The sequence below is a fragment of the Roseobacter sp. N2S genome (assembly GCF_031454055.1).
Taxonomy (GTDB): domain Bacteria; phylum Pseudomonadota; class Alphaproteobacteria; order Rhodobacterales; family Rhodobacteraceae; genus Amylibacter.
Genome location: NZ_JAVDQB010000002.1, coordinates 1 through 24,686 on the forward strand (window position 1 = coordinate 1; position 24,686 = coordinate 24,686).

General features: G+C 54.1%; 36 protein-coding genes and 1 tRNA gene. 19 read left to right on the top strand and 18 right to left on the bottom strand.

Annotated features, from left to right (window positions below):
- The 4 genes from GGE09_RS05900 to GGE09_RS05915 form a co-directional block, all read right to left on the bottom strand.
- A partial coding sequence (locus tag GGE09_RS05900) for a hypothetical protein (protein ID WP_309744867.1) occupies nucleotides 1-492 on the bottom strand: 492 nt, incomplete at its 3' end.
- Nucleotides 493-509: 17 nt separating this feature from the next.
- Nucleotides 510-1,076 (bottom strand): helix-turn-helix domain-containing protein, encoded by a 567-nt coding sequence (locus tag GGE09_RS05905; RefSeq protein WP_309744869.1) that lies wholly within the window; start codon nucleotides 1,074-1,076, stop codon nucleotides 510-512.
- A gap of 275 nt (nucleotides 1,077-1,351) precedes the next feature.
- On the bottom strand, nucleotides 1,352-1,735 hold the full coding sequence (locus tag GGE09_RS05910) for a hypothetical protein (protein WP_309744871.1): 384 nt from the start codon (nucleotides 1,733-1,735) through the stop codon (nucleotides 1,352-1,354).
- A 58-nt stretch (nucleotides 1,736-1,793) separates the two neighbouring features.
- On the bottom strand, nucleotides 1,794-2,042 hold the full coding sequence (locus GGE09_RS05915; protein WP_309744873.1) for a hypothetical protein: 249 nt from the start codon (nucleotides 2,040-2,042) through the stop codon (nucleotides 1,794-1,796).
- A gap of 152 nt (nucleotides 2,043-2,194) precedes the next feature.
- Between GGE09_RS05915 and GGE09_RS05920 the strand changes: the two genes are divergently transcribed.
- The 7 genes from GGE09_RS05920 (at nucleotide 2,195) to GGE09_RS05950 (ending at nucleotide 4,566) form a co-directional block, all read left to right on the top strand.
- Nucleotides 2,195-2,506 carry an XRE family transcriptional regulator gene (locus tag GGE09_RS05920; protein WP_309744875.1) on the top strand — a complete coding sequence of 104 codons (312 nt, stop codon included), beginning with the start codon at nucleotides 2,195-2,197 and terminating at the stop codon, nucleotides 2,504-2,506.
- 308 nt (nucleotides 2,507-2,814) lie between these two features.
- Nucleotides 2,815-2,952, top strand: coding sequence for a hypothetical protein (locus tag GGE09_RS05925; protein ID WP_309744877.1), 138 nt, complete (start codon nucleotides 2,815-2,817; stop codon nucleotides 2,950-2,952).
- Complete coding sequence (locus GGE09_RS05930; protein WP_309744879.1) at nucleotides 2,949-3,263, top strand: hypothetical protein; 315 nt, start codon at nucleotides 2,949-2,951, stop codon at nucleotides 3,261-3,263. The genes GGE09_RS05925 and GGE09_RS05930 overlap by 4 nt, the downstream gene beginning before the upstream one ends.
- On the top strand, nucleotides 3,260-3,589 hold the full coding sequence (locus tag GGE09_RS05935) for a hypothetical protein (RefSeq protein ID WP_309744881.1): 330 nt from the start codon (nucleotides 3,260-3,262) through the stop codon (nucleotides 3,587-3,589). The genes GGE09_RS05930 and GGE09_RS05935 overlap by 4 nt, the downstream gene beginning before the upstream one ends.
- Before the next feature lie 74 nt (nucleotides 3,590-3,663).
- Nucleotides 3,664-3,993, top strand: a complete 330-nt coding sequence (locus GGE09_RS05940; protein ID WP_309744883.1) for a hypothetical protein — start codon at nucleotides 3,664-3,666, stop codon at nucleotides 3,991-3,993.
- On the top strand, nucleotides 3,990-4,271 hold the full coding sequence (locus GGE09_RS05945) for a hypothetical protein (RefSeq protein ID WP_309744885.1): 282 nt from the start codon (nucleotides 3,990-3,992) through the stop codon (nucleotides 4,269-4,271). The genes GGE09_RS05940 and GGE09_RS05945 overlap by 4 nt, the downstream gene beginning before the upstream one ends.
- A 67-nt stretch (nucleotides 4,272-4,338) precedes the next feature.
- Nucleotides 4,339-4,566 carry a helix-turn-helix domain-containing protein gene (locus tag GGE09_RS05950; protein WP_309744887.1) on the top strand — a complete coding sequence of 76 codons (228 nt, stop codon included), beginning with the start codon at nucleotides 4,339-4,341 and terminating at the stop codon, nucleotides 4,564-4,566.
- Here the strand turns inward: GGE09_RS05950 and GGE09_RS05955 are convergent.
- The 3 genes from GGE09_RS05955 to GGE09_RS05965 form a co-directional block, all read right to left on the bottom strand.
- Nucleotides 4,563-5,510 carry a site-specific integrase gene (locus GGE09_RS05955; RefSeq protein WP_309744889.1) on the bottom strand — a complete coding sequence of 316 codons (948 nt, stop codon included), beginning with the start codon at nucleotides 5,508-5,510 and terminating at the stop codon, nucleotides 4,563-4,565. The genes GGE09_RS05950 and GGE09_RS05955 overlap by 4 nt on opposite strands.
- 143 nt (nucleotides 5,511-5,653) lie before the next feature.
- A tRNA-Leu gene (locus GGE09_RS05960) sits at nucleotides 5,654-5,738 on the bottom strand.
- 87 nt (nucleotides 5,739-5,825) lie between these two features.
- Nucleotides 5,826-6,680 (bottom strand): neutral zinc metallopeptidase, encoded by an 855-nt coding sequence (locus GGE09_RS05965; protein ID WP_309744891.1) that lies wholly within the window; start codon nucleotides 6,678-6,680, stop codon nucleotides 5,826-5,828.
- Nucleotides 6,681-6,828: 148 nt separating this feature from the next.
- Here GGE09_RS05965 and GGE09_RS05970 point away from each other — a divergent pair, with 148 nt between their 5' ends.
- Both GGE09_RS05970 and GGE09_RS05975 read left to right on the top strand, forming a co-directional pair.
- Complete coding sequence (locus GGE09_RS05970; RefSeq protein ID WP_309745792.1) at nucleotides 6,829-7,407, top strand: YqaA family protein; 579 nt, start codon at nucleotides 6,829-6,831, stop codon at nucleotides 7,405-7,407.
- Nucleotides 7,407-7,862 (top strand): disulfide bond formation protein B, encoded by a 456-nt coding sequence (locus GGE09_RS05975; RefSeq protein WP_309744893.1) that lies wholly within the window; start codon nucleotides 7,407-7,409, stop codon nucleotides 7,860-7,862. The genes GGE09_RS05970 and GGE09_RS05975 overlap by 1 nt, the downstream gene beginning before the upstream one ends.
- A gap of 25 nt (nucleotides 7,863-7,887) precedes the next feature.
- Here the strand turns inward: GGE09_RS05975 and GGE09_RS05980 are convergent, their stop codons facing one another.
- The 3 genes from GGE09_RS05980 to GGE09_RS05990 form a co-directional block, all read right to left on the bottom strand.
- Entirely contained in the window at nucleotides 7,888-8,472 is a 585-nt protein-coding gene (locus GGE09_RS05980; RefSeq protein ID WP_309744895.1) for an HNH endonuclease, read from the bottom strand.
- 148 nt (nucleotides 8,473-8,620) lie between these two features.
- Entirely contained in the window at nucleotides 8,621-9,223 is a 603-nt protein-coding gene (gene ispZ, locus GGE09_RS05985) for a septation protein IspZ (RefSeq protein ID WP_309744897.1), read from the bottom strand.
- A gap of 20 nt (nucleotides 9,224-9,243) precedes the next feature.
- Nucleotides 9,244-10,158, bottom strand: a complete 915-nt coding sequence (locus tag GGE09_RS05990; RefSeq protein ID WP_309744899.1) for an EamA family transporter — start codon at nucleotides 10,156-10,158, stop codon at nucleotides 9,244-9,246.
- A 27-nt stretch (nucleotides 10,159-10,185) separates the two neighbouring features.
- Between GGE09_RS05990 and GGE09_RS05995 the strand changes: the two genes are divergently transcribed.
- Nucleotides 10,186-10,704, top strand: a complete 519-nt coding sequence (locus tag GGE09_RS05995; RefSeq protein WP_309744902.1) for an MgtC/SapB family protein — start codon at nucleotides 10,186-10,188, stop codon at nucleotides 10,702-10,704.
- Nucleotides 10,705-10,719: 15 nt separating this feature from the next.
- Here the strand turns inward: GGE09_RS05995 and ftsY are convergent, their stop codons facing one another.
- Entirely contained in the window at nucleotides 10,720-12,183 is a 1,464-nt protein-coding gene (ftsY, locus tag GGE09_RS06000) for a signal recognition particle-docking protein FtsY (protein ID WP_309744904.1), read from the bottom strand.
- Nucleotides 12,184-12,311: 128 nt separating this feature from the next.
- Between ftsY and GGE09_RS06005 the strand changes: the two genes are divergently transcribed.
- Complete coding sequence (locus GGE09_RS06005; RefSeq protein ID WP_309744906.1) at nucleotides 12,312-13,193, top strand: lytic transglycosylase domain-containing protein; 882 nt, start codon at nucleotides 12,312-12,314, stop codon at nucleotides 13,191-13,193.
- A gap of 65 nt (nucleotides 13,194-13,258) precedes the next feature.
- Here GGE09_RS06005 and fabG read toward each other — a convergent pair whose 3' ends face one another.
- Together fabG and fabD are read right to left on the bottom strand one after the other, a co-directional pair.
- Nucleotides 13,259-13,996, bottom strand: coding sequence for a 3-oxoacyl-[acyl-carrier-protein] reductase (gene fabG / locus GGE09_RS06010; RefSeq protein ID WP_309744908.1), 738 nt, complete (start codon nucleotides 13,994-13,996; stop codon nucleotides 13,259-13,261).
- 5 nt (nucleotides 13,997-14,001) lie between these two features.
- Nucleotides 14,002-14,952, bottom strand: a complete 951-nt coding sequence (gene fabD / locus GGE09_RS06015) for an ACP S-malonyltransferase (RefSeq protein ID WP_309744910.1) — start codon at nucleotides 14,950-14,952, stop codon at nucleotides 14,002-14,004.
- 177 nt (nucleotides 14,953-15,129) lie between these two features.
- Between fabD and GGE09_RS06020 the strand changes: the two genes are divergently transcribed.
- The 5 genes from GGE09_RS06020 to rplI all read left to right on the top strand — a co-directional run bounded on the left by GGE09_RS06020 (nucleotide 15,130) and on the right by rplI (nucleotide 17,414).
- Complete coding sequence (locus GGE09_RS06020; RefSeq protein WP_309744912.1) at nucleotides 15,130-15,528, top strand: hypothetical protein; 399 nt, start codon at nucleotides 15,130-15,132, stop codon at nucleotides 15,526-15,528.
- 27 nt (nucleotides 15,529-15,555) lie between these two features.
- Nucleotides 15,556-15,999: a hypothetical protein gene (locus GGE09_RS06025; protein ID WP_309744914.1), complete on the top strand. Its 444-nt coding sequence runs from the start codon at nucleotides 15,556-15,558 to the stop codon at nucleotides 15,997-15,999.
- A 176-nt stretch (nucleotides 16,000-16,175) separates the two neighbouring features.
- Nucleotides 16,176-16,529, top strand: coding sequence for a 30S ribosomal protein S6 (gene rpsF, locus GGE09_RS06030; RefSeq protein ID WP_309744916.1), 354 nt, complete (start codon nucleotides 16,176-16,178; stop codon nucleotides 16,527-16,529).
- 16 nt (nucleotides 16,530-16,545) lie between these two features.
- On the top strand, nucleotides 16,546-16,773 hold the full coding sequence (gene rpsR / locus GGE09_RS06035; RefSeq protein WP_069299854.1) for a 30S ribosomal protein S18: 228 nt from the start codon (nucleotides 16,546-16,548) through the stop codon (nucleotides 16,771-16,773).
- Between the two features lie 11 nt (nucleotides 16,774-16,784).
- Complete coding sequence (gene rplI / locus GGE09_RS06040) at nucleotides 16,785-17,414, top strand: 50S ribosomal protein L9 (protein WP_309744920.1); 630 nt, start codon at nucleotides 16,785-16,787, stop codon at nucleotides 17,412-17,414.
- Between the two features lie 90 nt (nucleotides 17,415-17,504).
- Here the strand turns inward: rplI and GGE09_RS06045 are convergent, their stop codons facing one another.
- On the bottom strand, nucleotides 17,505-17,921 hold the full coding sequence (locus tag GGE09_RS06045) for a hypothetical protein (protein WP_309744922.1): 417 nt from the start codon (nucleotides 17,919-17,921) through the stop codon (nucleotides 17,505-17,507).
- Nucleotides 17,918-18,622 carry a hypothetical protein gene (locus GGE09_RS06050; protein WP_309744924.1) on the bottom strand — a complete coding sequence of 235 codons (705 nt, stop codon included), beginning with the start codon at nucleotides 18,620-18,622 and terminating at the stop codon, nucleotides 17,918-17,920. The genes GGE09_RS06045 and GGE09_RS06050 overlap by 4 nt, the downstream gene beginning before the upstream one ends.
- 264 nt (nucleotides 18,623-18,886) lie before the next feature.
- Here GGE09_RS06050 and GGE09_RS06055 point away from each other — a divergent pair, with 264 nt between their 5' ends.
- The 3 genes from GGE09_RS06055 (at nucleotide 18,887) to GGE09_RS06065 (ending at nucleotide 21,419) form a co-directional block, all read left to right on the top strand.
- Entirely contained in the window at nucleotides 18,887-19,420 is a 534-nt protein-coding gene (locus GGE09_RS06055; RefSeq protein ID WP_309744926.1) for a tetratricopeptide repeat protein, read from the top strand.
- A gap of 80 nt (nucleotides 19,421-19,500) precedes the next feature.
- Complete coding sequence (locus GGE09_RS06060) at nucleotides 19,501-19,884, top strand: DUF2237 domain-containing protein (protein WP_309744928.1); 384 nt, start codon at nucleotides 19,501-19,503, stop codon at nucleotides 19,882-19,884.
- A gap of 152 nt (nucleotides 19,885-20,036) precedes the next feature.
- A complete protein-coding gene (locus GGE09_RS06065) occupies nucleotides 20,037-21,419 on the top strand; it encodes an aminotransferase class III-fold pyridoxal phosphate-dependent enzyme (protein ID WP_309744930.1) in 1,383 nt (460 codons plus the stop codon).
- Nucleotides 21,420-21,490: 71 nt separating this feature from the next.
- On the opposite strand, the gene GGE09_RS06070 is transcribed toward GGE09_RS06065, so the two are convergent.
- The 3 genes from GGE09_RS06070 to GGE09_RS06080 all read right to left on the bottom strand — a co-directional run bounded on the left by GGE09_RS06070 (nucleotide 21,491) and on the right by GGE09_RS06080 (nucleotide 24,604).
- On the bottom strand, nucleotides 21,491-22,975 hold the full coding sequence (locus GGE09_RS06070; protein WP_309744932.1) for an anion permease: 1,485 nt from the start codon (nucleotides 22,973-22,975) through the stop codon (nucleotides 21,491-21,493).
- A 103-nt stretch (nucleotides 22,976-23,078) separates the two neighbouring features.
- Complete coding sequence (locus tag GGE09_RS06075; protein WP_309744934.1) at nucleotides 23,079-23,297, bottom strand: DUF2842 domain-containing protein; 219 nt, start codon at nucleotides 23,295-23,297, stop codon at nucleotides 23,079-23,081.
- A gap of 11 nt (nucleotides 23,298-23,308) precedes the next feature.
- Nucleotides 23,309-24,604 (bottom strand): adenylosuccinate synthase, encoded by a 1,296-nt coding sequence (locus GGE09_RS06080; RefSeq protein ID WP_309744936.1) that lies wholly within the window; start codon nucleotides 24,602-24,604, stop codon nucleotides 23,309-23,311.
- Between the last annotated feature and the right edge of the window lie 82 nt (nucleotides 24,605-24,686).

Below are 24,686 nucleotides of genomic sequence, written 5' to 3' on the forward strand. Positions count from 1 at the left end.
GCGGGCGCGGCCGCAGGCGCGGTTTTCTTCAATGCGCACAACACGGCTTTGATTTGCCTCGGCTTCAACGCCGAGACGATGCAGAAAGTTCGGCAAAGGCGGGCGGCGGTATTTGCTCAGATATTTGCGCAGTTCAGCCGCGTAACCGCCCCGCAAAGCTTCTTCGCCAGCCCGACTGCGCAGAAACGACAGCACCAGTTCAGGTTCGGTTGCAGGCTCCGGTTCGATGGAACGGACCCAAGCATAAACCGTCGCAGGATCCATCCAGCGGTTTTTGTTTTTCCCCAGCAGATTGCCCTCGATCGACAGGCGCAAACTCAGCAATCCCTCTTCGCTCATGTAGCCCAGATTATTGGCAAACCCGCTTTGGGCTTTTTCGAACAACGCCGCCGACATGCCCGCAGGTCGTGCCAAACCCAATTCCGCCAAAGGCTCCAGCACCACCCGCTTCACCCGCGCTGTACCCGTCTCTGTCTGCTCTGCCGTTTCCATTGCCACTGTCCCTTTTCTCAGCTCAAACCGATTTGTTTAGCCACTACCGCGTCGATCATTTTTTCCGCCATCAGGCACTCAGCGACCCGCCTTGGAATGCGCTGCCCGTTGACCGCCCCACCGCCTCGAATATATTCAGAAATCTGCTTTGCCTCGAACCGCTCATCTGCGGTAAAAAACGGCTTCCCGCGCGCCCCGCGCTGGTTAATTACAGGTTCTTTACAGGTTACCTCTCCAGTGGGCTGGAGACGGCTACCCCTCCAAATTGGAGACGGGTCACCCCCTAAATTGGAGACGGCTCCGTCTCCAGATTTTGGAGACGGCTTTTTGGGTTTTCCGTCTCCAGTTTTTGGAGACGGGTCGCCTGATTTGTCGAACTCAAAACCCAGAATATAGCGCGTCGGTTTTTGCCGTTTCGAGCGCTTGTCCCAAGCCCGGTGACGCCGGATCAGGCCCTTGCCTTCGAGCGCATTCAACGCATTGTTCAGCGTCCCGTTTGACACCCCCGTGGCCTCCAGAAGGTAGGCTTGCGTCGGGAAACATCCCTGCGATGGATTGTGGCAATCACACAAATGGAACAGCACCCTGAACTAACTGGCGCCGATCTGGCGCGCCTCAAGCCCCGCCAACCAATTTGTCGCTTTATGGCTCATGGGAGCGCCTCCTTGCTTCGGACTGCCAATGAAGACCGCGTCTTGCGGGCGCCCTACGGATAATCACCGCCATCACCCCTGCCCCTTCACCCGTCGGAAAAACTTTTCCGATCGCTCTTTAAACAATCCATGCAGCCGCAGACTGCGCTGCGACCGCTTGTGATAGAACCTTCCAGCTATCCGCCAGAACACCTTGCCCCCAAAGATCATGCTGCCTCCGCGTCGATCAAATTGAACACCGCTTCAGCCCCCGCCATCACCAAAATGGAGCGGATATAGCGAAAATGCGGTGTATTATCCCCGCGCACCCAGTTTTTCACTGTGCGCGGTGTGACGGTGTGATCGGCCGTGCTCAGCACCTGGGCAGCCAACTCGCACAATTCGTTTTCTGACTGCGCTTCAGGCAAGGCCCGCCACAATGCTTTGCCAACCCATGCAAGGTCTGCATCCACTGTGTGCCGATCCAAATTACTGTTTTTATGTGATTTTTTTCTGAAAGACTTTTCCAACTGTTTACTCCTATGCTGTCCTTGTGAGTTGGACGTTGCATTGGAATGGACAGTCGAAAGGGCAGAAGGGGCCGCAGTCATATGGCGGCTCCTTTTGTTTTGAATAATGGAGAATAATACAGTTCTGGAACTCGACCAGTCATACTCCATCCCCACTGTGGATATTTCGGATTTTTTTCTTGGAGACAATTATTTGAGTAGCCATGTCAGCTTCCTGTCTCGTCACTATTTGACTAGAAATCTCAACGAGCGGCTTGAAGTCAAAGATATCAGGAGCCGGAGGCATAATCTTCTTTTCACGTGCCAACTCACAAAGGGCTGTATACCATTTAGGGGGCAGTTTTTTGGCCTGCGAATATGCGTGCATTGTCTTTTCGCTAATACCCATTCGCTCGGCTACTTTTCGGTAACCGCCCAACTCATCCACTAATTCTCTAGGTGTGCTCAACATAACAGGAGTAATTGTCTGAAAATATCAGACTGTCAAGAAAGGAAATCTAGATTATTCAGACTTCCACAGTTTTGCGCTAATAGTAGGATATGAATATAAACGCCCGCGAAACACTATTTAGACTTAACGATGACTCCGATGAAGCTGTTTCAGTTCGGATAAAAGCGGCACGAATTGCTGCGGGATATCCTCATCAAAAAGATTTCGCAGCTGCAATTGGGATCAATTCAAAGACTTATCACGCTCAAGAAATTGCTGGCCGACCAGCAATTTCAACTGTCCGTTTTCTACATAGAAATCATAGAATTGACTTCAATTTTGTTTACAACGGCGACTTTTTACAGCTTCCTGGCGATGTTCAAAATGCCTTAGAAAAGGTTCTTTCCGTCCAAAACTCGTGATCGGAGAGAAAACCCAATTCTGATTAACTCCCAAAGCACGTAACAACCTTCGAATCATTTTGCAAAACACATACATTTCCCACTCACAGCTTCCACTTTTGGTTCAGATAACCCCTCACCATCAACCCTGAGTGTGCAATTGGCAAACTCATCATGTCTGAATATTTCAGAATAATTTTCTTTACAATCTGATTTTTTCAGATTTATGTTGCCTCAATATTTGGAGGCACCGAAATGATAGCAACCACATTAGAACAACCGCGCGCAGATGAAGACCGTGTGCGCACCTGCAACAGGCAGGTGAAATCATGACTTTCCTGATCTTTATCGCCTGCGCCCTGCCCTTTCTGGCTGCCATTGCCGAGATCATCGCCACCACCTGGGGCTTTGACGAACCCCTTATAGTCAGTGGATGCGACACCGATCCGGAAGGCGGTGAAGCATGAAGAACCTTATGCTTGATTTGGCAAAGGCCGAGGGACACAAGCCCCGCCACAAAATATCGGTAGTACGTTCAAAGAAATCCACCAAAAAAGGCAGCAGTGAGAAGAACGCCAAGCGGTTCATATCCAAATGGACTGGCGGCCCCTTCACCGCAAATGACATTCGCGCAATGGTGGGCAAATCGGCGACTTCAAGCAAAGACACCGGGCGCAGCGCTGCCAGTTACTTGGTTGTGAACGGCTTGGCGCGCCCGATCGGAAAAAAGCCATCAAGCAACGCAACCATCTATGAGTTGATTGGAGTTTCGTCATGACGGAGCTCCTCCTCTTCACCGCAATCCGCGACATTCTTAATCGGCTTAATCAGAAAGACACGGCAACTGAGCAATGGGACTTTCTGGCCAATACCGCCATTGAAACGGGCGGTCAGATCATTGACCCGATCCAGCAAGGTCGATGGACCGCCGATGCAGCGCTAGCAATCACCGTCTACAAGGTGTTCGCCCAAGGCAAAGACAAGGCCGCTGTCGTGCGCAACTGGCGTAAGACAGCGCACTGCATGCTGAACATGGCCGGACGCGACCTACCCACTATTAACGACACCACATCATCGCAGCCTGAATTTGGGGTGATGCAATGACTACGCAAACACACACGCCAGCCCGCTTTCCTATTGAACCTGTACATTCTCGCAGGCCCCAACAGGGAGGTCCTATGGCAGAACCCCAGATACCCGACCGAGCCTCGTCAATGGGCCGCCTGCCCTTGAATAGGTCGGGCCAACTCGGCGGCGGTGACACAAGCACCGCCGCCCCTTTTGGCCACTGGAAACAACAATGGATGATAACATTTGAAGAATGCGCAGGTGGCGTTCGCACGCTACCTGTGATCCTGTGCGGCACAACCCGACTGGATGATCTGCACATCGCCGCACAGGTCGCTTTGGACCGCCAGCACGGCATTGGCGACTGCACCCTGATCAGCCTCGCCCTGCACTGCGGCGGTGACCCTGAAGCCCCGGCCGCAACGGCGAGGGCTGCATGACGGCACCAACCGAAACACGCCACCGCTTTGACGATCTGCCCTGCGCGCAACAAGCAGGGATGTTGTGCAATGATGATCAATTCCAGCGCTTCGCAGCCATCCGCTGCGGCATGCCCGGTCAACAATTCTGCTCCAGCGCCGCAGCCCAATACCTGCGCGACTGCTGCGGCATCACCAGCCGCCGCCTGTTGAACAGCGAAAAGCCGGCAAAAAACAAATTCCACGCTCTGCGCACCGATTTCGACATGTGGCGCGGACGTATTGCGAGGCCACGGTGACCATGCCTGAAACGAATATGGCTGTGGCTGAGCTCGAACACCTAACACGCGAAACAAAGGCAAGAAAATGAGTATTGAAGCCGCAATCAAATTAGCTGTTGAAGCCGCAATCGCCCCTATGAACCAAGAACTAAAAGCACTGCGCAAGTTACTTGAAGGCCCCAAGAAGCCGCTGACGACCGCAGAAAAAGCGGAGCAGTTGGGCGTTTCCGAAGAGACTATTCGACGCCGGGTCCGAGATGGAAAATTGAAATGTGCGTCACGGAACGGAAACCGGATGCTTTTTGATGCCTAATCCAGCTTATCCGCAATTTCATCAGCCGTGGCATTGTAATAAATCTGCAGCTTTTTCAGATCTTTGTGCCCCGTCATTCGTGCCAAATCAAGCACATGCAGCTTTTGAGCAAGGCGTGTTGTGGCCTCATGGCGGCTGTCATGAAAATTCAATCCGACGACAGCAGCCTTCTCACACATAATCCGCCAGCCTCCGTCGATCTGATTCAACGACAGTTTGAAATCACCGCCAACAAGCTCAAACAACTCCAGCGCCCGCTTTGACAACGGCACGTTTCGCGCAGTTCCATTCTTAGTCTTTGGAAGATGTGCCACCCGCCCAGAAACGCTATTCGCTTTCAGGCTTAAAATCTCACTTTTACGCATAGCCGTTTCAATCGCGAACAAAAACGCGGCCATTATTCGCTGACGCTGTGACGTGACCTCGCTTCCATCAAACCCGGCAATAAACGATAGACGCTCGATCTCTTCCTCTGTGGGCCGCCTGTCGCGTGACGGGTTATCTTTCGGGCGGCGAACGCCTTTGCAAGGGTTCACCGTGCAATATTCCCATTCGATAGCCATCGTGAAGATGTTGCTAAGTAGGTTCATTTCTCGATTAACGGTTGATCCAGATACCATCGCCAGTCGGTTATCTTTCCATAAGGACACATCTGCTTTGGTTATGTCTGAAACGAGCTTGCCAGCCAGATCAATGTTCCGAAATTTTCTAAACTGCTTCAACTCCCACTTGTGACTTAGCTTGTTCACACTGACTCGCTTGTCATAGAGATCCAACAAATCTGGGAAAGGAATGCTGAGAATAGCACCCTCGCGCATCTCCTGTTCCTTAAAAACGGCCCAATCCTTTGCTTCCAACTTGCTTGGAAGCACTTTGGATGCTCGTTTGCCCGCGACGTAGACCTGCGCCCGCCAGCCATTTTTGTGTTTGTTAAAAGAAGCCATGCGTAATTGTGTGCGTAAAATTTGCGTAATTGCAAGGCGTAACGTGCTGTATAAGGGTACACACGTCACTACGCACAGCACCCCGAAAGGTGCTGTAGTGTGATGTAATGTAAGGATTTATACGCTTTTCCACTACAGTATAGTGGTACCCGAGGCCGGACTCGAACCGGCAAACCTTGCGGCGGGGGATTTTGAATCCCCTGCGTCTACCAATTCCGCCACTCGGGCAACGCTTGGGTGATTTAGCGGTCCCGCTGATCCGCGTCAACGGGAAAAGACAGGTTTTTCACCCTGTTACCCATTCTTTTTTCCGCGTCACAATCTGTTGGCCGAGAAGGTGTCGCAATCTTGCAATCTGGCGGTTTCAAAGCCCCGTTGGAACCAGCTTTCGCGCTGGGCCGAAGTGCCGTGGGTAAAGCTGTGCGGATTGGGGCGTTGGCCTGCATTGCGCTGTAAAGTGTCGTCGCCGATCTGGCGGGCGGCGTTTAGGGCCTCGGCCAGATCGCCCCGTTCAATTGTGCCCAGTTGTTCCTGTGCGTAGCGGGACCAAATGCCGGAAAAGCAATCGGCTTGCAGTTCGATCATGACCGATACGCGGTTGCTTTCGGACTGGCTCATACTTTGGCGGGCTTTATTGGCTTGGCTAAGGATTCCCAGTTCATTCTGGACGTGATGGGCGATTTCATGGGCGACCACATAGGCGGCGGCAAAATCGCCAGATGCGCCAAGGCGGCGGGATAAAGTGGTAAAGAAATCCGTGTCGAGATAGGCTTTTTTATCCACCGGACAGTAAAACGGGCCGGATGCGCCACTGGCACCGCCGCAAGGCGATTGGGTGGCGCCTTTGAACAGCACCAAGGTTGCAGGTCGATAGGATTGGCCAAGCTGCTCTTCAAACACCTCGGACCAGATGGTTTCAGTATCAGCCAGTGTTACCGAAACAAATTCAGCAGCCTGTTCATCGGCTTGGGTCAATTGGGTTGAGGTCTCGCCGCTGATTTGCCCACCACCGGAATTTAACAGGGGCGTGACGTCCACGCCCAGAAAATACCCGATTACCAGAACTGCAATCAGGCCGACACCGCCGATGCCCCCGGCTGCGCGCCCTGCCCCGCCAGATCTACGACGGTCCTCAATATTGCGGCTGCCCTGTCTGCCTTTCCATTTCATTTTGCAATTCCCTGATCCATTTACAGTTGAATTTACGCGGCGGTGCGAAAGGGCGCAAGGCTTCACACTTGAGGAACGTGCACACAGCCCAACACCTTGACGCAGCACGCGCAACGGGGCAAGACAGGCAAAAATGAGAGGCATCGCAGTGCTACGCAGATTGTATGACTGGACCCTATCACTGGCGCAATCGCGCTGGGCTTTGGCGGCCTTGGCTATCGTGGCTTTTGTGGAAAGCTCGATCTTTCCGATCCCCCCGGATATTCTGCTGATCCCGTTGATTTTGGCCGCCCCGACTCGGGCGTTTATGCTGGCGGCAGTCTGTACTGTGTCTTCGGTTCTGGGGGGTGCTTTTGGCTACTACATCGGGGCCGAGCTGTTTAACAGTTTGGGCCAGCCGATCCTTGACTTCTATCATAAAGCCGAGGCGTTTGAATCCTTTAAAACCCGCTTCAACGAGCAAGGCCACTGGGCAGTGCTATTCGCTGGAATCACTCCGTTTCCCTATAAAGTAATCACCATTACGTCAGGGGCGACAGGCCTGCCGTTCTGGACCTTTATGTTCTGGTCGGTGATTGCACGGGGATTGCGGTTTTTTGTGGTGGCCACCCTTTTGTGGCACTTCGGCGCACCCATCAGGGATTTCATTGAACGTCGCCTGTCGCTGGTGTTCACTGTCTTTGTAGTGGTCCTTGTGATCGGTTTCTGGGCGGTGAAATACTTCTGATGCAACAACGTTTGATCCTGATCGCGGCCCTTGGTTCTGCCTTGATGCTGGCGGCAGCCTTTGGCTTTCAGCATATCGGGGATATGGCCCCTTGCAAATTATGCCTGTATCAACGCTGGCCCCATGCGGTAGCGGTGCTGATTGGTCTTATTGGCGCATTATTCCCCCATCGGTTACTGGCATTTTGTGGCGCGGCAGCGGCGCTCAGCACCTCGGCAATCGGGGCTTATCACGCGGGTGTAGAGCAAAAGTGGTGGGAAGGTCCGACGACCTGCACATCCGGGCCGATCAGCGACATTGGGGTCAAAGACCTGTTGGATCAGATCATGACCGCCCCGATGGTGCGCTGTGATGAGATCCCTTGGGACATGTTCGGTCTGTCCATGGCGGGCTGGAATGCAGTGATTTCCCTAGGTCTAGCGCTGATCTGGCTGGCCGCCGCGCAACGCAAGTAAGGTTTGTATTCGCTTTTAACCGCGCCTAAGCCTCTAGTTCGGCATCCCAATACAGAAAATCCATCCAACTGTCGTGCAAGTGGTTTGGCGGAAACTTGCGCCCTGCATTCAACAGTTGATTGGCCGAGGGTTGGTTTGGCGTTTTACGCAGGCTCATTCTGGCCTGACGCAGGGATCGCGCGCCTTTTTGCAAATTACACGGGCCACAGGACGCCACCACATTTTGCCAGGTCGTTTTGCCCCCCCGCGAGCGCGGCACTACATGATCAAAGGTCATGTCCCCGCGCGATCCGCAATATTGGCAGGTGAATTCATCCCGCAAAAACAGGTTGAACCGGGTAAAGGCCGTTGTGCGGGCGGGTTTGACGTAATCCTTTAGCACAATCACGGACGGAATACGGATTATTGTGCTTGGGGAATGAATGACACGGTCGTATTCGGCCACAACCGTGACACGGTCCAGATAGGCCGCTTTCACCGCCTCTTGCCAGCGCCAGACGGACAAGGGAAAATAACTCAGCGGTCGGAAATCGGCGTTTAAGACCAGCGCGGGACTGTCTCGCATACCGGCCGGATTTCGGATAAAATCTTGCGTGAATTCGGAAGTCATTGGCGTAACGCATCCCTGCTCTGTTGCGACTGAATGGCATCAGAGCGGGGCAACCCGCCCAACACCTTACAGAAAACTATATATAGTTGGTTCTCTAGAACAACCCTCTATATTCAGCAGGTAACAAGCATATGACCTTGGAGAAACGTTAGGGTTTTTCTTCTTCGGTACTGTAACGGGAAAACAGCGGGCCTTGTGCGATGAAGAAAACGAACACCAGCGCGGTCAGACCAAAGGTTTTGAAATTGACCCAAGCATCTGTAGACATCAAGCGCCAGATCAGTTCGTTGGTGACCGCAAGCCCCAGGAAAAACGCGCAGACCCGCTTGGTCAGGATCATCCAGCCGTCCTGTGTCATCGGCACCATTTCATCCATAACCGAGCGTAAATAGGATTTGCCCTGCAACAATCCGACCCCCAAAGCGCCACCAAACAAAAGGTAAATGATCGTCGGTTTCATCTTGAAAAACCGGTCATCATTGAACCAGATGGACATGCCCCCGAAGACCACAACCAGAACCGCCGTCATCAACTGCATCTTTGACAGTTTACCCGTCAGCCACCATAAAAGTCCGGTAGAAATCAGCAAAAGCGGGATAAACGCGGCGGTGGCGACGATAAAGCCTTCATAGCTTTGGCCGAAAAACTCGAACTGACTGTCTTTGATCCGTGTATAGGCCACGAAAAACAGCACAACGGGGCCCAGCTCCAGCCCCAGTTTCAGCATCGGATTGATTGTCTTCTCGGTCATGTAACCTGCCTTGTTTTTGCTCAGCCGCTAAATTCTACTAAAACTGCGCCCGCTGCAATGGCAACCATCAGGCCCGCGCGCAAAAGCCCCACTTTTTCATGCAGGAATAGCCAGCCAATCAAGGCGGCAAACACCACGGATGTTTCACGCAGCACGGCGACCTCTCCGACTTTATCAAGGCGGGTTGCGAACATGATCGACCCGAAGCTGGCAAAAGCCACCAATCCGCCAATGATGCCACGGCTGGCCATGGATGAAAGTGACGGCTGCACCGCCATTTTACGATAGCGGCTAAGCGCGATCCACGGAAACACCAGCCCGTCCAGAAAAAACAGCCAGAAGATAAAGGTAAACGGATTCACCGTGGCACGCACACTATAGGCATCCCATGTGGTATAGGCGGCTACACCAAACCCTGTCAGCACCGCGAAGAACAGCCCCATGCCCATAGTTCGGCGATCAATGCCGCCTTGCATCAGGTTGACGCCACCCAAGGTGAAAATCGCGCAAGACAGCAGTAAAACGCCAAACCACTGTACCAGATTATAGCTCTCCTCAAAGCGGTCATGGAACAGGATGCCCACAAACAGCATGGTCACCAAAGGCCCCATGCCCCGCACCACAGGATAGACCACCGTGTAACTGCCCCGCGAATAAGCCATCGCCTGAAAGAATTTATAGACCAGATGGATGCCCATAGCGCCGAACAGCAGCGGCCACAGGTGGGGTTCAGGCCAAGGCACCACAAACAGGATGATCGGCAATGACATCACACTATAGCTGACATCAATCGCGCCGCGCGCCAGCCACGGGTCCAGCTTCCCCTTTTGCAACGCACCGAAAACTGCGTGTAATACCGCCGCCAAGATCGCCAAAGCCAGCGCGAGATTGCGTCCCTCAGCGGTTCCGTCTAGGGAAAGAAGCCAGTCGCTCATGTTTTTGCACAGTTTCTAGGAGCCGCCATGCTGTCTGCCCTCGCCAATGAATTGCATATTTCAGGATCAGCCGTGCCCCCTGGCATTGTGCTGTTCCGCCTGATGGCTGCCACGATCCTTGGCGGGTTGATCGGCTGGGAGCGGGAAAACAACGCCCGCGCCGCAGGGTTGCGCACCCATATGATGGTGTCGCTCGCCTCTTGTCTGTTCGCCATCATCGCGCTGGACTTGATCGCGCTGGAAACCGAAGACGCCAGCCGCATCAGTGCCGATCCGATCAAATTGATCGGGGCCATCACATCGGGCGTAGCCTTTCTAGCGGCGGGGTCCATTATTATTTCCGGGGGTAAAGTACACGGGCTGACCACAGGGGCCAGCATGTGGCTGGTGGGCGCTGTGGGGTTAAGCTGTGGCACCGGACGGATCATTCTTGGCTTGGAAGCAACGGTTATGGCGTTGATTATCCTTTGGGTTGTCAATCGGCTGGCCAAAGCACCAGAACCGGATGATGCCCTGCAAGAAGACGACAACACCGCGCCAGAATAGGCCCAAAGCAAAGCCCTACTCCAGCCCCGTCAAGGCGCGGGCGAATTCTTCGGGGTCAAACGGGGCCAGATCGTCGATCTGCTCGCCCAAACCGATGGCATGGATCGGCAGGCCGAATTTATCCGCCAGCGCCACCAGAACCCCGCCTCTGGCAGTGCCATCCAGTTTGGTCATGACCAGACCGGACACATCGGCGATCTTCTGAAAGATTTCGACTTGCGACAGTGCATTCTGACCCGTGGTGGCATCCAGAACCAGCAAAGTGTTATGGGGCGCGTCGGGGTCTTTCTTGCGGATCACCCGCACGATTTTAGCCAGTTCCTCCATCAAGTCCTGACGGTTTTGCAAACGCCCTGCCGTGTCGATCATCAACAGATCCGCGCCGTCAGCCTCTGCCTTGGTCATGGCTTCAAACGCCAATGACGCTGGATCGGACCCTTCGGGTGCTGTCAACACCGGAACCCCTGCCCGCTCGCCCCAAACCTGCAACTGTTCCACAGCTGCGGCCCGAAATGTGTCACCCGCAGCGATCACCACAGATTTGCCCGCCGCCTTGAACTGGCTGGCCAGCTTGCCGATGGTCGTCGTCTTACCTGAACCGTTCACCCCAACCACCAAAACCACCTGCGGACGTTTGGCGTAGATTGGCATCGGGCGCGCCACAGGTTCCATGATCCGTGTAACCTCGGCCGCTAACAAAGTCTTCAATTCAATCGTGGACAGGCGCTTCCCCATCCGCCCCTCGGCCAGATTTGCCGAGACCCGCATGGCGGTATCCACGCCCATATCCGACGTGATCAACAAATCCTCGATGCTTTCCAACATGGCATCGTCAAGAGCGCGGCGGACCACCGATTTATCAACAGATCTATCGGCATTTCCCTCTGTAGGCTTCTCTGCTGAACGCCCCCCAAACAAACGCCCCAACAAGCTGGGCTTTTCAGCCTCTGTCGTTACACGTTCTTGTTTGGTTTCCTTATGTTCACTCTTAGTTTCAGTATGTTCTTCTTTTGTGCGCAGATCTTGCGCCAAACGCGCAGCCTCCGCAGCCTGCTGTTTTAGCGCATTTTCTTCCGCTAGAGCCGCTTCTGCCTCTAATACCGCTTGTCTCTCACGCGCAGCTTTTGCTGCTGCCTCTGCCAGTTGCGCCGCTTCCTGGTCCGCAGCTTTTGCTGCTGCCTCGGCCAACTGGGCTGCTTCACGGGCCTGTGCTTGCTCTAACGCTGCACGCTGTTTGGCCGCTTCGAGTTCAGCAGCCTCCGCTTTTGCGGTAATCAATGCCTCGCGCGCAGCAGCTTGCTCGGCAGCTTGTTTGGCGGCCTGTTCGTCCGCCACACGGGCAGCTTCAACAGCCGCGCTGTTTTCTTGCGCTGCCTCTGCCTCGATCACACCGCCGTCTTCGACAATGGCATCAAGCCCCTCTTCGATCTTCGAAGAAGAATTGAACATGCGGTCTTTGAGTTTTTTGAAAAAGGACATTTGACGGGCTGCTCTTGATAGAATTGTATTCACAAACGGGATGCTTTATTGCACCTAACCCCCGTCAAAGGAATTTTAAAGCCCGATTTTACCGCGACCCGCCCCGTTAGAGCCGATAAAGCCTGCTTATGCGCCTGTTCTTTGCCCTACTTCTGATGGCCAGTCCCGTGCTGGCAGAACCTCCGGACCGACAGTGCAATACAGGCACTTGGGGGGCGACTTGGTGCATTCGCGATGCCTTTGTAGGGTTTGATATATGTCAGGCGATCCGTGACGCCGCTGCATTACACAAACTGAATGTGGATTTTTTGGCCCGCCTGATCTGGCAGGAAAGCCGGTTTGATCCCAACGCCCTGTCGCCTGCCGGCGCGCAGGGTGTTGCGCAGTTCATGCCAGAAACGGCCAGATTACGCGGCCTGTCCGCTACTTATAATCCCGCTTTGGCTATAGACCACTCCGCCCGATACCTGTCAGAACTTGCCACAACCTTCGGCTCCATAGGCCTTGCCGCTGTCGCCTATAACGGCGGCGAACGGCGGGCTGCGGAATTTGTCGCCAAGACCGCAGGACTGCCCCGTGAAACCCGCGACTACGTCAACATTATTACAGGGCAAAGCGCAGAGGACTGGCGCGATGCACCGCCCGAAAACCTGAATCTGCGCTTGGATAAAACCAAACCCTTCATGGCCGCCTGCCTAGATTTGGCAAAAATCAGCCGGATTAGCGCCCCGAAGTCCCTGCGCCCGCCTGTCAAACTGCCCGCTTGGGGTGTTCAAATGGCCTCAGGCTCCACACGCGCGAAAGCGGCGAGCAGCTTTGATCGCAATTCCCGAAGCTGCTCTGCTGAAATCGGTACACAAATCCCCGATTACATCCGTAAAAAGCCACAAGTCACAGGCCGTCAGGCCTACTTCGTAGCCAGATTGGGCGCCCCGTCCCGCGGAAGCGCCCAACAATTATGCAACCGCCTGCGCAAATTCAATTGCGCCTGCGCGGTTTACAAAAACTGACGACGGACATCCATTTTCTGAAAATATCCGCGCCGCAGGCCCCCGTGTCAAACGGAGGCCCCCTATCAGATCATCGCCATGCCGCCGTTCACATGCAGTGTTTGACCGGTGATATAGCTAGATTCTTCCGACGCCAGATAGGCCACTGCCGCCGCGATTTCATCTGCATGCCCCATGCGCCCCATGGGGATCGCGTCCAACATGCTGTCTTTCACAGTATCGGGCAGTTCCGCCGTCATCGCGGTTTCAATGAACCCCGGTGCCACACAGTTCGCCGTGATCCCGCGGGTAGCAATTTCCTGCGCATAAGATTTGGTCATCCCGATCATACCCGCTTTACTGGCCGCATAATTCACCTGACCCGCATTGCCCGTCACGCCCACAATAGAGGTGATGTTAATCACCCGCCCCCATTTCTGTTTCATCATCGGCCGCATCACGGATTTCATCAATCGCATGGTGGATGTCAGATTCACGTCGATCACGTCCTGCCATTCTGCGTCTTTCATCCGCATGAACAGATTGTCCCGCGTGATGCCCGCGTTATTCACCAGAATTTGCAACCCGCCCATAGCGTCTGCGGCCTGCCCTGCCAGTGCAGTAACAGCCTCGGCGTCACCCAGATTACACGGGGTCACAAAAGCACGGTCCCCCAGTTTCGCGGCCAGTTCTTCCAGCGGGCCAACCCGCGTTCCAGACAAGGCCACCGTGGCACCTTGGGCGTGCAATGCTGTTGCAATCGCCCCGCCAATGCCACCAGAAGCACCGGTTACCAGCGCACATTTACCTGTTAAGTCAAACATATTTCTTATCCAATCTTCGTGCTGATTTTTTCTGCGGCCACTTTTACGCCGTCGGGATCATTCACCGCAACGCATTCAATTTCTTTGGCAATCCGACGGATCATTCCTGACAACGCCTTGCCTGCACCGATTTCGTATGCCTCGGTCACGCCTTGGCTTGCGGCCCAGCTGATGCTTTCGCGCCAGCGCACGGAACCTGTGACCTGTTCCACCAGCAAACCACGGATTTGATCGGCGTCAGAGACAGCTTCCGCCCGCACATTGGCGATCAGGGGCACTGAAGGCGCGTTGATTGTGACTTCGGCCAAAGCCTGCGCCATGCGATCGGCTGCAGGTTGCATCAAGGCACAATGGAACGGTGCGGATACAGGCAGCAACATGGCCCGTTTCGCACCTTTTTCCTTGGCGATTACCAAAGCCCGTTCAACGGCGGTTTTGTGACCCGATACAACCACTTGGGCCGGATCATTGTCATTTGCAGCCTGACAGACCTCTCCCTGCGCGGCTTCATTGGCCACTTCGGTTGCTGTGGCAAAATCAAGCCCCAGCAAGGCAGCCATCGCGCCAACACCCACAGGCACCGCCGCTTGCATGGCTTCGCCGCGAATACGCAGCAGACGGGCTGTATCTGCCAAGGAAATCGAGCCAACAGCACACAGCGCGGAATATTCGCCCAGACTGTGCCCTGCCACATAATCCGCCGCCGACACATCTATGCCCTCGGCCTTCAACGCCGCCATCGCCGCCATGGACGTGGCCATCAGCGCAGGCTGTGCGTTTTGGGTCAGGGTCAGGGTTTCAATGTCGCCCTCCCAGATCAGGGCTGACAGACTTTCCCCTAAGGCCGCGTCAACTTCGTCAAAAACCGCTTTCGCGGCGGGATAAGCGTCTGCGAACGCCTTTCCCATCCCGATGGTCTGGGCCCCTTGGCCTGGAAATACAAATGCGCGTGTCATGGATGCCTCTTTGTTATCTTGGTGCCGCGACTTAGGCGGCTGTCGGTCAGGATGCAAGTTTCTTGGGGCCTTCGCAACGGTACCGGCCCGAAAAAAGTGGATTTCGAACCTTACCTATGGTAGAGTTTTATCACTTAATCCAATTTTTTATGCTTAATTCATTCCAAGAGGTGCCAAATGCGTCACGTGCTCATTGCCCTCTGCTGCCTGCCAAGATTTGTTTCAGCAGAAGGTGCGCAACCCCATATCTATCAACTTCCCAGCGGAGAACAGATCCGCGCGGCCCCACCCACTGGCGGATTCTTGAACCTGCCTGGCCGTGTAACAGGCCAGACGGATGCGAAAAATCCCTATGTGGTCTTGCGCGATCACACCGTCCAGCAAGGGTTTCGCAACACCCAATGGGCCGAAGTTGCACCAATTTCCGAGGACGGGTCCATCAACGAACAGCAGTCCGGATGGATTATCCTGCCCAAAGATCAGGCCGTGGATCAGCAATTGAAACCGTATGAGGGGCAAATCCCCGAAACCACCCTGCGCCAGATCCAGACCAACATTCAAAACTACAAAAAGTAGCGCCAAACACTACAGAAAGGATCACTTATGGACCCGGTTATTTTACTGTCACTTTGGAATTCCTTCGCCGCCTTCATCCTGCCCTTCATGGCTTTTGCCGCGGGCGTCTATATTTCTGACGTGATCGGGCTGAATTCGGAAGAAAGCCGCAAGAACATCTATTTAATGGCCATGCCTGTGGGAATGCTAACGGTGGGGATTTTGTTGTCCGGCACCACTGTTAAAGTCATGTCCGAAGGCGGCCTGCCACAAGTTCACTATGGCCATATGCAATCATTCGGCATCTATCTGGTGTTTTGCGGCACCATCATGTTTTACGGCACACTGGTGCCCCAATTGTTTAAATCTTATCGGGACAGGTTCAAGGAACGGGTTGCCAAGGATGACCTCGGCCTACCTAACCACGGCCCTGCGGGTGGCCCGATTGCGGATGGAGATGTGTTACCACATAACGGGCCTGCAAACGGCTAGTCCGCTGCGGTGTTTTAACCGGTGTTACTTGTGTTGTACGGGGGTGCTTGCAATTTATTCGGGCGCGCGTATAAGCACCAAATCTTGTGCAATCTTCTTTCACGCGGATGCCTCTCGTACCGGGGCGCACAAGACGAAAAGCCCGGTTTTGAAGCACGCTAACATATGGTGATAAAATGGCGCTCTACGAGCACACATTTATTGCGCGTCAGGATCTGTCCAACGCGCAAGCCGAAAGCCTCATCGAGCATTTCGGCGCCATTCTCACAGACAACGGTGGTACTGTTGTAGAGAATGAATACTGGGGCCTTAAAACTATGGCCTATAAGATCAACAAAAACCGCAAAGGCCACTATGCCTTCTTGAAAACAGACGCGCCTGCGCCAGCTGTTGCCGAGATGGAACGCCTGATGCGTCTGCACGAAGACGTAATGCGCGTTTTGACGATCAAAGTGGATGAGCATGAAGAAGGCCCATCTGTTGTAATTCAAGCCAAAAATTCCCGCGACGAACGTCGCCGCGAACGTTAAGAAAGGACGCTAAATCATGGCCAACAAACCATTTTTCCGCCGTCGTAAGTCTTGTCCGTTCTCTGGCGACAACGCGCCGAAGATCGACTATAAAGACACAAAATTGCTGCAGCGCTACATCTCTGAGCGTGGCAAGATTGTTCCATCCCGTATCACCGCAGTTTCTGCCAAAAAGCAACGTGAGCTGGCCAAAGCCATCAAACGCGCCCGCTTTCTGGCACTGCTGCCCTACGCTGTGAAGTAAGGAGAAATATCATGGATGTTATCCTTCTCGAACGTGTGGCCAAATTGGGCCAAATGGGTGATGTTGTTTCTGTAAAGCAAGGTTACGCCCGTAACTTCCTGCTGCCCCAAGGCAAAGCGCTGCGCGCAACCAAAGGCAACATGGAAAGCTTTGAAAACCGCAAAGCCCAGCTGGAAACACAGAACCTCGAAACCAAAAAAGAAGCCGAAGCTGTGGCTGTGAAACTGGATGGACAACAGTTCATCGTGATTCGCTCTGCCTCTGACTCTGGCGCGCTTTACGGCTCTGTCACCAACCGCGATGCAGCCACTGTTGCAACCGAAGCTGGTTTCACTGTCGACAAAAAGCAAATGGTTCTCGAAGCTCCGATCAAGGAACTTGGCGTACACACTATGCGTGTTCTGCTGCACCCTGAAGTTGAAGTTGCGATCCAGATCAACGTGGCCCGCTCTGTTGAAGAAGCGGAACTGCAAGCCTCTGGTAAATCCATTCAGGAACTGGAAGCCGAAGCCGAAGCCGAAGCTGAATTCGAGATCGCCGAACTGTTCGACGATATCGGTGGCGCGGCATTGGACGATCTGGAAGACAATGTTCCAGCCGCTGACGAAACAACAGGCGAAGAAGAAGAGCCAAAAGCTTAATCTTCGTATCTGTTACAATTTGAAAGGCCCGTCATTTTGGCGGGCCTTTTGTTTTAGGTATTTAACCAACAAAGAAACCGCTGCTTGGGCCTAGCCTGCCAGCCGTGCGATACTTTCTGTCAGGCGGCGGGCGTCGGCAATGGCTTTGCTGAGGCTTTCGACGCGATCCGGATTTGAACGGAGCGCTGCGGCCACTTGGTTTTCTTGGGACGGGGTTAAGCTGGCCCCTGCGGCCCTTGCCTTGGCGCGGGCTTGGATCAGGGCGTTTTTGGCGCTGCTGTGTTCGCTGCGCAGCCCGGCCAGTTGGGCGGTCAGGCGCGCGTTTTCAGCCTGAGCAGATTGCACCTTGGTTTCCCGTTCGGCCACGCGCGCATCATAGGTGCCGTTGCTGGCCCCCGCCACACCATTGAAAAAGCCGCCATCGCCTGGGTCTTCGGATGTTACGCATGCGGATAATACCATAAACATTGCAGCGGAACCAATTGTTTTAAAATGATAATACTTCATGACTTTGTGACGCCTTTCATTTGGTTGGCCACTTGTTTCATCGCTGCAATCCGTGCGGATAGTAAGGCGATATCTGAATCAATTCCTGTGGCCTGCCCTTTGACCAGACGCAGCGAGCGGGTGGATTTGAACTCTTTCTCCCATTTCTGCGCGCCTTTTATGGCTTTGCTCATATTGTCGAGATTGGCTTGCGCCTCTTTCAATTCCTTGCGGATTTCCCGTTTTTTGGCACCAGACGTGCGTAGAGTATTCAGTTCGGATTGCTGAAACGCGACCACCGCCTGCATGGTTGCGATTGACGCAGCCAGATCGGCGTTGGCCTTGGTGATATCACTGTGCATCTTGTCCAGGCGCTGTTCTTTCTGACGGTATTTCTGCTGAAGCCGCGCCACATAGCTGCCGGAAATTGCACCAGCGCCAATGCCGATTTGCACGCCTGAATTGTTGTTATTGCTGCTTAGCGTATCAGCCAGCAAGCCTATTGCTGCCCCGGTTGCAATACCTTCGGCCATGGTGCGTTGAAAGGCCTTGGCTTGACGGGCCAGTTCAGCCTCGCTGCTACTTGCCTTGCTGCTGCGGGAGTTCTGGGTACGTGGTGCATCCTCGCCCATAGCGCGGGAACGGGCCCCTTGGGCCTGAACATCCATTGCCCCCAGAACCATCAAAAAGGCTGTTACCCCAATCAAAAACTTATGTGTCATAGCCTAAACCCCATCATGTTTCAGTGAGGCTAACAGACAAAACGCCACAAAAGAATGACAATGATCACAGTTTTCAATCCCGAATGGGGTTATCTATGGCCTTGGAACCGCGGTTTTTCGCGCAGGCTGGCAGCAGACAGGCAAAAGAAATGGCACCCGATCACAAAGGTGTTAGGCTGCTATTACAAGGCGAAAATTCGGGTAGAGTGATCGTCAAGGCAGCCACAAGTCGCCGATATTTTTTCAATCTAAAAGGAAGCCGTTATGAAATTCATTCCAACTCTCTCTGCCGGTCTGATCGGCTTGTCTCTTGCAAGTGGTGCCTTTGCGGCAGGGGATGGCACGTCCACATCCACCCCGACGGAGGCTGCCTGCATCAAAAAAGGCATGGTTCTGGACACCAAGACCAAAAAATGTGTCGAGGCTGAGCGTGGCATGTTCAGCGATGAGGTTCTGTACCTGAACGCGCGCACCATGGCCTATGACGGGCAGTTTGCAGACGCGGTCAAACTTTTGGCGTTGATTGAAAATCAGGAAGACCCCAAGGTGTTGAACTATTTGGGTTTTTCAAACCGCAAACTGGGCCATACAGCGGCTGCGATGGGGTATTACCAGCGGGCTTTGGTGCTTGATCCCGATTACATTCTAGCCCGCAGCTATATGGGCCAAGGCATGGTGGCCGAGGGCAATATGGACGGCGCCAAGCTGCAACTGACAGAAATCCGCAATCGCGGTGGCGCGGGGTCTTGGGCCTATGTGATGCTGGAAAATGCAATACAGACAACTGTTACCTATTAATTGCGACTGTTTGATTTTACGTGACAATTCCTAACTGCGCAGCCTATCAATAGGCCTGCGCAGTTAGAATTGGGACCGGTATGAAACTTGAAATGGACGACAGCCTGAATGTGCTGAGCGAGACGTTAAAGCCCTGTTCGACCGCACCGGTCACAGGATTTTTCCGCGACGGGTGCTGCAACACTGGTCCCGCAGATGTCGGCAAACACACCGTTTGTTGCCTGATGACCCAAGAGTTTCTGGCGTTTTCCAAAGAACATGGCAATGATCTGTCCACGCCAAGACCGGAATACGGGTTTGCAGGTCTGAAACCAGGTGATCGCTGGTGTCTTTGCGCGGATCGTTGGGTGCAAGCAGATGCCTACGGGGCCGCGCCTCATGTGGTGCTGGAATGCACCCATATCAACACCCTGAAAATCATCCCGTTTGAGGTGCTGCGCGTTAAAGCGCTGGATATGAACTAGCCCCCACGGCACGAGATAACTGGCCCTATCCCACGAAAACTCTGGCCCTATGCAACGGTCTCATTTTTCGGCTTTCCTAACTTTAGATTTTCACGCAAGGTACGCCCTTCGTGACACCCTCTCAGACAACCAAACCAGAAAAGGTGCCCGCCATGGATGCGATTACCACAAACGACATCGAAGAGATCATTGAAAATGACCGTGCCCACGTCTGGCACCATTTGATCCAGCATAAGCCGTTTGAAACCATTGACCCGCGCATTATTGTGGAAGGCAAAGGCAACCGTGTGTGGGATGCCCGCGGCAAAGAGCATCTGGACGCAGTATCAGGCGGTGTGTGGACGGTTAACGTTGGCTATGGCCGTGAACGGATTGCAAATGCGGTGCGCGATCAACTGGTTAAGATGAACTATTTCGCCCAGACTGCCGGCTCTATTCCGGGGTCGATCTTTTCCAAAATGCTGATCGACAAGATGCCGGGCATGCAGCGGGTCTATTACGCCAACTCCGGCTCTGAAGCCAATGAGAAGGCGTTCAAAATGGTCCGCCAGATCGCCCATTCCAAACATGGCGGCAAGAAATACAAAATCCTGTACCGCGAACGGGACTATCACGGCACCACCATCGCCTGTCTGTCCGCAGGCGGCCAGCCAGAGCGTAACGCGCAATACGGCCCCTTCACTCCGGGTTTTGTCGAAGTGCCCCATTGCCTGGAATACCGCAACCAGTTCGGCGTAACGGATGATCAATACGGCGAGGCCTGTGTCAAAGCCACCGAGGAAGTCATCCTGCGCGAAGGCCCCGATACAATCGGCGCGATCTGTCTGGAACCGATCACTGCTGGCGGTGGCGTGATTGTCCCCCCCAAAGGGTATTGGGAAGGCATTCAGGCGCTGTGTAAGAAATACGATATCTTCCTGCACATCGACGAAGTTGTCTGCGGTGTCGGGCGCACTGGCACATGGTTTGGCTATCAGCATTACGGTATCCAGCCTGATTTTGTGTCGATGGCAAAAGGCGTGGCTTCCGGCTATGCGGCGATTTCCTGTCTGGTGACTACTGAAGCTGTGTTCAACAACTTCAAAGACAATGTTGACGACCCAATGAACTATTTCCGCGATGTGTCTACCTTTGGCGGCTGTGCCTCGGGTCCGGCGGCGGCGATTGAAAACATGAAGATCATCGAAGAAGAAAACCTGCTGCAAAACACAATCGACATGGGCGAATATTGCCTTGGCAAATTGGGTGAGCTAATGGACAAACACAGCGTCATCGGCGAAGTGCGCGGCAAAGGTCTGTTCCTCGGGGCGGAAATGGTTGCGGATCGCAGCACCAAAGAGCCGATGGACGAGAAGAAAGTCGCCGCTGTTGTGGCGAATTGTATGGCGCAGGGTGTGATCATTGGCATGACCAACCGGTCCCTGCCCGGCCTGAACAACACACTATGCCTGTCACCTGCGTTGATTTCGACCAAAGACGATATCGACGAAATCACTACAGCGATGGACAAGGCCATAAGCGAAGTTTTCGCATAAAGGCACCAACACATCAAAACGAAAAAGGGCTGCCCGAAAGAGCAGCCCTTTTTTATTGCAATAACGGGATGTTACCCCGCTACAGTGTTCAACAGCAGGAACACCAGTGCTGACAGGATTGACGCGGCAGGCACCGTTACCACCCAAGCAGCGATGATGGTCAGGAAATGCGACCGGCGCACCAGTTTGCGGTGCTTGCGCTTTTTCTTGTCGGATTTTTCGGCCTCTGTTTCCACAACCTGTTGGACACGCTCGTTGTTGGTGGTGACGCGCCAATGCACCTCGCGGAAAAAACCGACCCCGAACACAGCGCCCACCGCGATATGGGTAGAGGATACAGGCAAGCCAAGCCAACTGGCCACAATCACCGTCAAAGCTGCTGACAAAGCCACACAATAGGCCCGCAACGGGTTCAGTTTGGTGATTTGCTGCCCGACCATACGGATCAGCTTGGGGCCGAACAACAACAGCCCAAAAGACAGACCAAAGGCGCCCACAATCATCACCCAGATCGGAATGGAAACTTTGGACACCACCTCGGCGGCCTCGGCAGTGTGAACAATGGCCGCCAAAGGCCCGATGGCATTGGCCACATCATTGGCACCGTGGGCAAATGACAGCAAAGCCGCCGCGCAGATCAGCGGTATAGTGAACAGATTGCGCACGGTTTCTTTGGTGTTTTCCTTGCCCTCGGATTGTTTGCGGATCATCGGGTGGGACACAAAGTAAAACAGAACAGCCGTGACAATACCGATCAACAATGCGCTTTGCAGGTTGATGTCGACGATTTTTTTCAGCCCCTTAACCGCCAGATAGGTGGAAAACGCCCCCGCCATAACCGCAATCAGGATCGGCACCCAGCGCCGCGCTGCGGTAATTTTGTCTTTCTGATCCGAAACCTGCGATTTTATCAACCATAGGAACAGGGCCGCAATCAGACCGCCCAGCATCGGGGAAATCACCCAACTGGCAGCGATCTGGCTCATCATCGGCCAGTTCACCGCGGCAAATCCTGCCGCCGCAATCCCTGCCCCCATAACACCACCCACAACCGAATGTGTGGTGGACACAGGCGCGCCAACCCAAGTGGCCAGATTGACCCAGACCGCAGATGCAATCAGCGCCGACATCATCGCCCAGATAAACACCCGAGGATCTGAGACCGCAGTCGGATCAATGATGCCTTTGGAAATGGTTCCAACCACATCGCCCCCCGCCAGCAAGGCCCCTGCACTTTCGAATACAGCCGCGATGATCAGCGCGCCACCCATAGACAGCGCATTGGCCCCAACCGCAGGCCCCACGTTATTGGCCACATCATTGGCGCCGATATTCAGCGCCATATAGGCCCCTAGCCCCGCAGCCAAAGCAATGATCAGCCCATTCCCGGCCCACCCAAAGGCCAAAGAGGTCATCAAAATCGCGATAATAATAAACACACCGCCCAAGGCAGGTGCCACCAACGGCTTACGAATGGCGTAATTGGCGTTTTCCAACAACACCCGACTGCCAAGATCGCGGTCCAGTGTTTTATTCGGGCGGGCAGTTTTAACCATAGAGTCCTCCACAAATGCGGTGATTCCCGCATGGGTGACGGCTATATGAATCTTTTGTAACAGCCAAGTGACAGGATAAATAAAATCATCCTGTCACCAGAAATCAAAGCTCGTCGGGCTCTTCTTTTCCGACACCTTTAAAGACAAACTTGAATGGCAATGCCCAAGCCACGCCCAACACAATGTAGATCAACAGCTCTACCAGCATGGGAAACCGCGGCAACGCGTTCATGACCGTGATCGCAATGACGCAGTAAATCGGCAGCCACACCAACAACAAAATCAAGGACCAGCGCCGGCGCGCCTTATAGGACAATGCCATTCAGAACTTCCTTAATCTGCAAACGGGTCGGTCACCAGAATGGTGTCCTCCCGCTCGGGTGAGGTAGAGAGCATAGCAACAGGACAGCCGATCAGTTCTTCGACACGGCGCACATATTTGATCGCTTCAGCAGGCAAATCAGCCCAAGAGCGTGCGCCCTCGGTGCTTTGGGACCAGCCGGGCATTTCCTCATAGATCGGCGTGCAACGGGCCTGTTGATCGGCGGCTGTTGGCAGATAATCCATTCGCTGACCGTCCAGATCATAGGCAACGCAGATTTTCAGCGTGTCAAATCCGTCCAGAACATCCAATTTTGTCAGGGAAATCCCGTTTACACCAGATGTTGCACAGGTTTGGCGCACCAAAGCCGCATCAAACCAGCCACAGCGCCGCTGACGGCCTGTAACCGTCCCGAATTCATGGCCCCGTTCGCCCAGACGTTGCCCGTCGGCGTCTTGCAACTCGGTCGGGAACGGCCCTTCCCCCACGCGGGTTGTATAGGCTTTGACGATACCCAGAACGTAATCAATCGAACCTGGCCCGATGCCCACACCTGTGGCGGCTTGCCCTGCGATCACATTGGACGAGGTCACAAACGGATAGGTGCCAAAATCAATATCCAGCAACGCACCCTGTGCGCCTTCGAACAGAATCCGCTTGCCCGCTTTGCGCTGTTCGTTCAGCACTTTCCAGACAGGGGCTGCGTAGGGCAGGATATCTTTGGCGATTTCAAGCAGTTGTGCGATCAACGCATCGCGGTCGATTGGCGTGATGCCCAGACCTTTGCGCAGCGGATCGTGGTGCTGCAAGGCGCGATCCACACGAGCGATCAAAGTCGCCTCATCTGCCAGATCGGCAACGCGCACCGAACGACGGCCGACTTTATCTTCGTAGGCAGGCCCGATTCCGCGCCCAGTTGTGCCGATTTTCGTGCCTTTGGAAGACGCCTCTTCGCGAGCACGATCCAATTCGCCGTGAATCGGCAGGATCAGCGGAGTGTTTTCCGCGATCATCAGCGACTCGGGCGAAATTTCTACACCCTGTTCGCGAATCTTGGCGATTTCCTGCATCAGATGCCAAGGGTCCAGCACAACGCCGTTGCCGATAACCGACAGTTTACCGCCCCGCACCACACCTGATGGCAATGCGTTCAATTTGTACACTTTGCCGTCAATAACCAGCGTGTGCCCCGCGTTATGACCGCCCTGAAAACGCGCGATAATATCTGCGCGCTCGGACAACCAATCAACGATCTTCCCTTTGCCCTCGTCGCCCCATTGTGCTCCGACAACTACTACATTGGCCATTTTGGCTGCCTCATGATGATCAAAAACCCTGCCCCGTATAACGGGCCAAGGGGCGCTCTGAAACATCAAAATCGCCGCAGCT

Bases quoted from the DNA above. Each gene is read 5' to 3' on its own strand.
- GGE09_RS05910 (WP_309744871.1), bottom strand. From the start codon at position 1,735: ATGACTGCGGCCCCTTCTGCCCTTTCGACTGTCCATTCCAATGCAACG.
- GGE09_RS05915 (WP_309744873.1), bottom strand. From the start codon at position 2,042: ATGGGTATTAGCGAAAAGACAATGCACGCATATTCGCAGGCCAAAAAA.
- GGE09_RS05920 (WP_309744875.1), top strand. From the start codon at position 2,195: ATGAATATAAACGCCCGCGAAACACTATTTAGACTTAACGATGACTCC.
- GGE09_RS05925 (WP_309744877.1), top strand. From the start codon at position 2,815: ATGACTTTCCTGATCTTTATCGCCTGCGCCCTGCCCTTTCTGGCTGCC.
- GGE09_RS05930 (WP_309744879.1), top strand. From the start codon at position 2,949: ATGAAGAACCTTATGCTTGATTTGGCAAAGGCCGAGGGACACAAGCCC.
- GGE09_RS05935 (WP_309744881.1), top strand. From the start codon at position 3,260: ATGACGGAGCTCCTCCTCTTCACCGCAATCCGCGACATTCTTAATCGG.
- GGE09_RS05940 (WP_309744883.1), top strand. From the start codon at position 3,664: ATGGCAGAACCCCAGATACCCGACCGAGCCTCGTCAATGGGCCGCCTG.
- GGE09_RS05945 (WP_309744885.1), top strand. From the start codon at position 3,990: ATGACGGCACCAACCGAAACACGCCACCGCTTTGACGATCTGCCCTGC.
- GGE09_RS05950 (WP_309744887.1), top strand. From the start codon at position 4,339: ATGAGTATTGAAGCCGCAATCAAATTAGCTGTTGAAGCCGCAATCGCC.
- GGE09_RS05955 (WP_309744889.1), bottom strand. From the start codon at position 5,510: ATGGCTTCTTTTAACAAACACAAAAATGGCTGGCGGGCGCAGGTCTAC.
- GGE09_RS05965 (WP_309744891.1), bottom strand. From the start codon at position 6,680: ATGAAATGGAAAGGCAGACAGGGCAGCCGCAATATTGAGGACCGTCGT.
- GGE09_RS05975 (WP_309744893.1), top strand. From the start codon at position 7,407: ATGCAACAACGTTTGATCCTGATCGCGGCCCTTGGTTCTGCCTTGATG.
- GGE09_RS05980 (WP_309744895.1), bottom strand. From the start codon at position 8,472: ATGACTTCCGAATTCACGCAAGATTTTATCCGAAATCCGGCCGGTATG.
- ispZ (WP_309744897.1), bottom strand. From the start codon at position 9,223: ATGACCGAGAAGACAATCAATCCGATGCTGAAACTGGGGCTGGAGCTG.
- GGE09_RS05990 (WP_309744899.1), bottom strand. From the start codon at position 10,158: ATGAGCGACTGGCTTCTTTCCCTAGACGGAACCGCTGAGGGACGCAAT.
- GGE09_RS05995 (WP_309744902.1), top strand. From the start codon at position 10,186: ATGCTGTCTGCCCTCGCCAATGAATTGCATATTTCAGGATCAGCCGTG.
- ftsY (WP_309744904.1), bottom strand. From the start codon at position 12,183: ATGTCCTTTTTCAAAAAACTCAAAGACCGCATGTTCAATTCTTCTTCG.
- GGE09_RS06005 (WP_309744906.1), top strand. From the start codon at position 12,312: ATGCGCCTGTTCTTTGCCCTACTTCTGATGGCCAGTCCCGTGCTGGCA.
- fabG (WP_309744908.1), bottom strand. From the start codon at position 13,996: ATGTTTGACTTAACAGGTAAATGTGCGCTGGTAACCGGTGCTTCTGGT.
- fabD (WP_309744910.1), bottom strand. From the start codon at position 14,952: ATGACACGCGCATTTGTATTTCCAGGCCAAGGGGCCCAGACCATCGGG.
- GGE09_RS06020 (WP_309744912.1), top strand. From the start codon at position 15,130: ATGCGTCACGTGCTCATTGCCCTCTGCTGCCTGCCAAGATTTGTTTCA.
- GGE09_RS06025 (WP_309744914.1), top strand. From the start codon at position 15,556: ATGGACCCGGTTATTTTACTGTCACTTTGGAATTCCTTCGCCGCCTTC.
- rpsF (WP_309744916.1), top strand. From the start codon at position 16,176: ATGGCGCTCTACGAGCACACATTTATTGCGCGTCAGGATCTGTCCAAC.
- rpsR (WP_069299854.1), top strand. From the start codon at position 16,546: ATGGCCAACAAACCATTTTTCCGCCGTCGTAAGTCTTGTCCGTTCTCT.
- rplI (WP_309744920.1), top strand. From the start codon at position 16,785: ATGGATGTTATCCTTCTCGAACGTGTGGCCAAATTGGGCCAAATGGGT.
- GGE09_RS06045 (WP_309744922.1), bottom strand. From the start codon at position 17,921: ATGAAGTATTATCATTTTAAAACAATTGGTTCCGCTGCAATGTTTATG.
- GGE09_RS06050 (WP_309744924.1), bottom strand. From the start codon at position 18,622: ATGACACATAAGTTTTTGATTGGGGTAACAGCCTTTTTGATGGTTCTG.
- GGE09_RS06055 (WP_309744926.1), top strand. From the start codon at position 18,887: ATGAAATTCATTCCAACTCTCTCTGCCGGTCTGATCGGCTTGTCTCTT.
- GGE09_RS06060 (WP_309744928.1), top strand. From the start codon at position 19,501: ATGAAACTTGAAATGGACGACAGCCTGAATGTGCTGAGCGAGACGTTA.
- GGE09_RS06065 (WP_309744930.1), top strand. From the start codon at position 20,037: ATGGATGCGATTACCACAAACGACATCGAAGAGATCATTGAAAATGAC.
- GGE09_RS06070 (WP_309744932.1), bottom strand. From the start codon at position 22,975: ATGGTTAAAACTGCCCGCCCGAATAAAACACTGGACCGCGATCTTGGC.
- GGE09_RS06075 (WP_309744934.1), bottom strand. From the start codon at position 23,297: ATGGCATTGTCCTATAAGGCGCGCCGGCGCTGGTCCTTGATTTTGTTG.
- GGE09_RS06080 (WP_309744936.1), bottom strand. From the start codon at position 24,604: ATGGCCAATGTAGTAGTTGTCGGAGCACAATGGGGCGACGAGGGCAAA.